At 62.0% G+C, this 6,001-nt stretch carries 4 protein-coding genes; 3 read left to right on the top strand and 1 reads right to left on the bottom strand.

Features of this window, described 5'->3' with window-relative positions; translation table 11 throughout:
* Positions 1-165 precede the first annotated feature (165 nt).
* A complete protein-coding gene (gene bamC / locus QOC89_RS16560) occupies positions 166-1,398 on the bottom strand; it encodes an outer membrane protein assembly factor BamC (protein WP_323045998.1) in 1,233 nt (410 codons plus the stop codon).
* Positions 1,399-1,858: 460 nt separating this feature from the next.
* On the opposite strand from bamC, the gene QOC89_RS16555 reads away from it, so the two are divergent.
* The 3 genes from QOC89_RS16555 (at position 1,859) to QOC89_RS16545 (ending at position 5,832) form a co-directional block, all read left to right on the top strand.
* The gene (locus tag QOC89_RS16555; RefSeq protein ID WP_323045997.1) at positions 1,859-2,323 is read left to right on the top strand and encodes a DUF2844 domain-containing protein; all 465 of its coding nucleotides are present in this window, start codon (positions 1,859-1,861) and stop codon (positions 2,321-2,323) included.
* 54 nt (positions 2,324-2,377) lie between these two features.
* Positions 2,378-3,661 (top strand): DUF3443 domain-containing protein, encoded by a 1,284-nt coding sequence (locus QOC89_RS16550; protein WP_323045996.1) that lies wholly within the window; start codon positions 2,378-2,380, stop codon positions 3,659-3,661.
* Between the two features lie 299 nt (positions 3,662-3,960).
* Positions 3,961-5,832 carry a glycosyl transferase family 1 gene (locus tag QOC89_RS16545; protein WP_323045995.1) on the top strand — a complete coding sequence of 624 codons (1,872 nt, stop codon included), beginning with the start codon at positions 3,961-3,963 and terminating at the stop codon, positions 5,830-5,832.
* The last annotated feature ends 169 nt before the right edge of the window (positions 5,833-6,001 follow it).

Below are 6,001 nucleotides of genomic sequence, written 5' to 3'. Positions count from 1 at the left end.
TCATACCGGTGTTTTAGACATAAGCAAAACACGTGCGCGGTACGATGACGGTCTTCATGGCTTGCGGGTGCCGCGGCGACGGAGGAGACGAGGCGTAAAAATACCCGCCCGGATTGCCTTCCGGGCGGGTTTTCAGACAGCATTCGCTGCTTGCTACAACTTCGTTCAGTGCAACTGGTCAGCCATCAGACTCATGATTTGCTTGGCCTGCGGAGTCTGATCAATACCGCCCTTGTCGTCGACCACGGCCACACGGGTCTGGTTCGGGGTCACCGCGCGCACGTTCACGAGATACTGCTTGGCGACCTTTTCCTTCTTGCCGTGGAATACCTGGCTCCAGAACCCCTGCTCTGCCGACGTCAAGTCCTTCGGATCGACGTAGCGCACGAAATACAAACCGCGCGTCGCGTCGCGATCGTCGACGGTGAAGTTGCTGCGGTCGAGCGCGAGGCCCACGCGCAACCACGCACGGTCATACGGCTCGCCGAGCGTGAGCTCGGTTGACGACAACTGTGCCGACGTAGTGTTCGCCGAGTCATCCGGCATGGGCGATTGCGCCGACAGTGCGACGTTTTGCGCCGCCGTGGCAGCAGCCGCCGACTTCGCACCCGACGTAGCCGCGTTCGGCGCCACTTGCGCACCTGCCGGCGAGAGTTCGGCGCTTTGCGTATCGGCCGGTTTCGCGCGTGAATCGGCGAGTGCGAGCGCTGCCATCAAGCGCTTCAGATACTCCTGTTCGAGACCCGGATCGTTCGGCTTGGCTTGCCACTGGGTCGAATCGTTGTTCGTGCCGGTGATGGCCTCACGCATGCCTTTCTGGCTGATGAACACATAGGTGCCGCCGTTCGGCGCCGTTTCGAGACGGGTGCGGTACTTGTTGCGCTCGGAACTCACATAGCTGTTGCCCATTGCCTTGGACAGCGTGTTGCGGATCAGGCCGTCGTTGATCTGTGCGTGCGTTTCGTTCCAGTCGGTTTCCATCACGCCCTTGTCGCGCTGGTCGACCACCAGCAGGAAACCCTGTTCCTGCCAGAAACGGCGGATCTGCGCCCATGCCTGGTCGGGCGCCTTGTTGTCGATCACGAGCCAGCTTTCCGTCCCGTCGCGCTGGATGTGCATGCCGTTCACTTGCGGCACCACCGTCAGGGTGTTGGCGGCCGGGGCTTGCGCCTGGACCTGCTGGAGCGTGGACAGCGAGGTTTCGCCGCCTTGCGGGGGCAACGAACGCTGATCGGACGTCTCATCGATCATGTTCGGCGGTACGGCAAGTGACACTTGCTTCGACTTCGAGTCGCTTTTGTAGTCGATTTTGGTCGGCGACGAGGTGCCGCAGCCGGCGACCAGACCGCCTGCCATCAGCATTACTGCAAACCGCTTGGTAAGACGAAGATCAGTCATGTTCGGGGAATCCTTCCGCTACGCCACGGCAAGTTTCCGTGGATCAACCCAACATTTTACCGATCCCGGCGACACATGTGCAAAAACTGGGGTTTGCCCGTCGATTGAGCAGCCCCCGGCCGGCAAAACGCGCGGTGCGCCGACTGACCGTGAAAGCCGCTTGATCGCCACGGTCCAGCGAGCCGCCGGGTGTGGAAAAGCGTCCCGCGCGACTATGACGCCCCTCTCCGCAGACCGCGGATTTAACAATCCACAACACTTCCCAATCGATAGTGAGGGATGCCCTACTTCATTGTCAGATCATTGTTTTAAAAGGCACTTTCCAGTGCATCGCCACGCTATTTTCGAGATTACCCGAATCGCCGAACGCCGCACCTGACATCGATCAGGAAACCTGAGTGTTATCTTGAATTGGACGTCTCAATAAAGATTGAACGCGCCAACCGCGAGCCTGGTAGCCATGCCAAATCCTTCTTTTTTATCCGCCATCGCTGCTTCGGCAATGGTGGCCGTGTCTCTATGCGTCAGTGCCGATGCCCGCGCCGAATTGGGCGGCACGATGCCCAGCCAGGCGGATTCGACCACCGCGGCGCCGCAAACCCTGCTGAACGGCGCCTTACGGCTGCGCACGTCGACCGATGCCGGCGACACCACCATCAACGAATACGCGACTAATACCGGCCGGATCATCGCCTACACGTGGCAGGGTCCCACCATGCCGGATCTGCGCGCGTTGCTCGGCAAGTACGCCGACTCCTACCGGAGCGGCGCCGCCACGGCGATGCCGGACGGCAACCTGCACGCCTCGCGGGTGGTCCGCCCGGATGTAATCGTGGAATCAGGTGGCCCGATGCGCAGCTACATGGGACGCGCATGGCTGCCGGCGGCCTTGCCGCCTGGCGTCACGGCCGCCGACTTTCGCTAACCCCGCGCGCAAGCCCTCCAGAAAACGCCTCCACGATCGATTGCCGACGTCATCATGAAGACTCTTTCCCGTTTCCATGCCCTGCTCATCGTCTGCGCGGCACTCATCACCGGTTGCGGCGGTGGGGGCAGCGAAGGCACTGCCTCTTCTCAGGCAGGCGCCGCCAGCCCGGCCAGCAATCCGAGCGCGGCGGGCTCGTCTGGCGTCAGCGCGCCCTCCGCAGGCGGCGTGTCCGGCACGGCCACGTCCCTACCGCAATCGACCACGCCAAACGTCCAGCCGATCACGGTCAGCGCCGCGCCGGGCCTGACGCGCAACATGCTGACCACCAGCGTCACGGTCTGCCAGCCGGGCACCAGCAACTGTGCGACGATCGACAATATTCAGGTCGACACCGGCTCGCACGGCTTGCGGATTCTCGCTTCCGCGTTGCCGCCCAGCCTCACGCTCGCAGCGGTGGGTTCGGGCAGCGGCGTGACGGGACAGTGCGCGGTATTCGGCAGCGGCTATACCTGGGGGGCGGTGCGTAGCGCCGACGTGCGGATGGCAGGCCAACTGGCCGCCTCGATTCCGATCCAGCTGATCGCCGACCCTGCTCTGCCCAATGTGCCAACTGACTGCGCCAGTTCTGGCCCGTCGATGCTGACCGGCTCGCAACCGTACGCCAACGGCATTCTCGGCGTCGGCCTGTTCGCCGCCGACTGCGGCAGCGGTTGCGTCAATGCAGCACTGCCCCGCTGGTATTACAGCTGCGATGCCAGCGGCACCTGCCTCGCGAGTACGCAGGCGCTTGCACAGCAGGTGACCAATCCGGTCAGCCGCTTCGCGCTCGACAACAACGGCGTGGTGATCGACCTGCCGGCCATCGCCGATGGGGGCGCGGCAAGCGTGTCAGGCTCGATGATCTTCGGCATCGGCACCCAGGCGAACAACACGCTCGACGGCGCAAGCGTGGTCAAGGCAAATCAGGTTACCGGGAAGGTGGTCACCACCAGCGCCGGCCAGACTTATGCACAGAGCTATATCGACAGCGGCTCGAATGGCTTGTTCTTCAGCAGTAGCCAATTCCCGCAATGCGGTTACTGGTATTGCCCGGGCTCGACGCAAACAGCAAGCGCCTCGATCACCGGTGTCGACGGCGTGTCGAACACGGTGTCGTTCGCGGTCGGCAATTCGCGCGCGCTGTTCGCGTCGACGAATAACGCGTTCAACAATCTGGCTGGGGCTGTCAGCAATGGCTTCGGCTGGGGCCTGCCGTTCTTTTTCGGACGACGCGTCTATACGGCGATCGCGTCGCGCGCGACCCCGGCCGGCTCGGGTCCGTACTACGCGTTCTGAGGGCTTGATACCCGAGGATCCATCGTGCGAATTGCCGACTATGCCGGATTTCTGAGGGCCGTCTGCAGACAACGGCGCCGGACGGGTTTGATTGAGCACCTGAGCACACCCTTCCCGACATTGCATAAATCCCGCACTCAAACACAACAATCCCACAGGCCGATCAGATTTCCCCGCACGGAATTTTCCTAAATCCCCCATCCCAGACTTATTTGATACGCCCTGACTGCAATAATCATCGTTTCCGGCTAGCGTCATCTCGATATCGTTAGTCCTGCATATCTAACAAAAGTCAAACGATGGAACCCACCTTTTCGCTCGACCATTTCGAGCAGCTCGTTTATACACAACAGCATGCCCTGGCCTCGGTCCAGCTGATTGCCGCACTCGCACGCCTGCAACACACACGTGGCGAACTGGACGCAAGCTTCCAGGCGTCGGGCATGACCGACCTGTCTCCCGAAGAACAACGCCGGCGTTTTTGCACACGCCTGACGAGTGCCGTGTCGACGTTGTTCGCCGACCCGGACTTCCGGCTGCCCACCGAGTGCTTCAGGCTGTTTCTCACACTGCATGAATGGCTCGGTGTGCTGTTCTCAGCCACGCCGTCAGGCAATGCGGACCATGTCGCCCGCTATCTGAATCCGCGCGGCCCGGCGGATGCGCAATTCCTGCCGGGAGATAGTTTCATCGAGAAGCTATGCGTGCTCTATTCGACCGAGTCGGAACTGGAACTCGACTTCGCCGCGCTCTGGGCGTACGACAAAACTCTCGCGGCCTGTCTCGCGCTCGTTTTGCTGGCCCCGGTGTTCAAGGGCTCGCCGAGCGCGCATCTCAAGCGCGAGGCGCTGCTGGAATGGCTGCCCGGCAAGCTGCGGCAAATCGGCGAGCTCGACGATCTGCCTTCGGCCGTCCTGCACAACGCCTATATGTTCTGCAGCTATGCCGATACGCCGCGGCGGCATGCGATCAAACAGGACATCAATGTGCTGGTGCGTCGCAAGCTGGAACAACTCGGTCTGACCGATCTGCCCACGCCAACACGCACGCCGGCCAAAGGCAAACCGCGGCGCGGCAGGAAGCCCGTGATGGCGGTCGTGCTGGAGTGGTTCAGCGGCGCGCATTCGATCTACCGCACGCACTCGCGCACGCTCGAAGCCGCGCGCGAACATTTCGAAGTGGTGGGCTTCGGCTTCGGTTACGCCGTCGACGACGTGGGGCGAAATATCTTCGACCGCTTCATCGAACTGGAGCAGCCGGACTACATCGGCGAGTGCCTGAAGACGATCCGCGACTTCGCCGAGGCCGAGCGGCCCGATGTGTTGTACATGCCGAGCGTCGGCATGTTCGTGCTGACGGTGTTCATGTCCAACCTGCGCGTCGCGCCGCTGCAGATCGCAGCGCTCGGCCATCCCGCCACCACGCATTCCGACAAGATCGACTACATCAGCGTCGAAGAGGATTATGTCGGCGACCCGGCCTGCTTCAGCGAACCACTGATGAAGCTGCCAAAAGACGGGCAACCGTACCGCCCGTCTGTCGCGCTGCCGGACATCGTCGCGCGGATTCCGCCGCCGCGCGAGACGCTGCAGGTCGTGATCACGGCCAGCGCAATGAAGCTCAATCCCGGCTTTCTCGATGCGTGCCGCGCAATCGGCGAGCGGGCCGCGACGCCTGTCGAGTTTCACTTCATGAGCGGTGTGCCGTCAGGTTTGCCGTTCGACCATCTGCGCGACGTCATCGCGCGTGCGCTGCCGGGCGCCGTCGTTCACGACTTTCACGACTACGCGATGTATCTGGCGCGCGTCAACGAATCCGACTTGTTCCTCAGCCCGTTTCCGTTCGGCAACACCAACGGTATTGTCGATGCATTGACGCTCGGCTTGCCCGGTGTCTGCAAGCGTGGTCCAGAGGTGTTCGAGCAAATCGACGGCGCGCTGTTCGAGCGCGTGGGCATGCCGTCGTGGATCACTACCGACAGCGTCGAGGCTTATATCATCGCAGCCGTGCGGATGATCGACCAGCACGACGAGCGCACGGCGCTGCGCCAACGCCTGATCGATACGCAGGCGGTGCAGCGCTGCTTCGAAGGGCGGCCGGAAGCCTTCGGTGAAAGTGTGTTGAAGCTGATGCGTGGGAACAAAAGCCGCCACGCGAACGGGGTGGGTTGAGGGGTGGATTGAGGGGTGGCTTGAGAGGTGGTTTGAGAGGTGGTTTGAGAGGTGGTTTGAGTGACAGATTGAGATCGGTGGATAGTGCCGTAGCCTTTAATCACATCGCTACATACTCAGCGGGATGCTGATCTGCGCCAACAGGAACGACAGAAATTCATACTGACGG

Origin of the sequence: Paraburkholderia sp. (genome assembly GCF_034668105.1) — a bacterium.
GTDB lineage: Bacteria > Pseudomonadota > Gammaproteobacteria > Burkholderiales > Burkholderiaceae > Paraburkholderia.
This window is presented reverse-complemented; position numbering and strand designations above follow the sequence as displayed.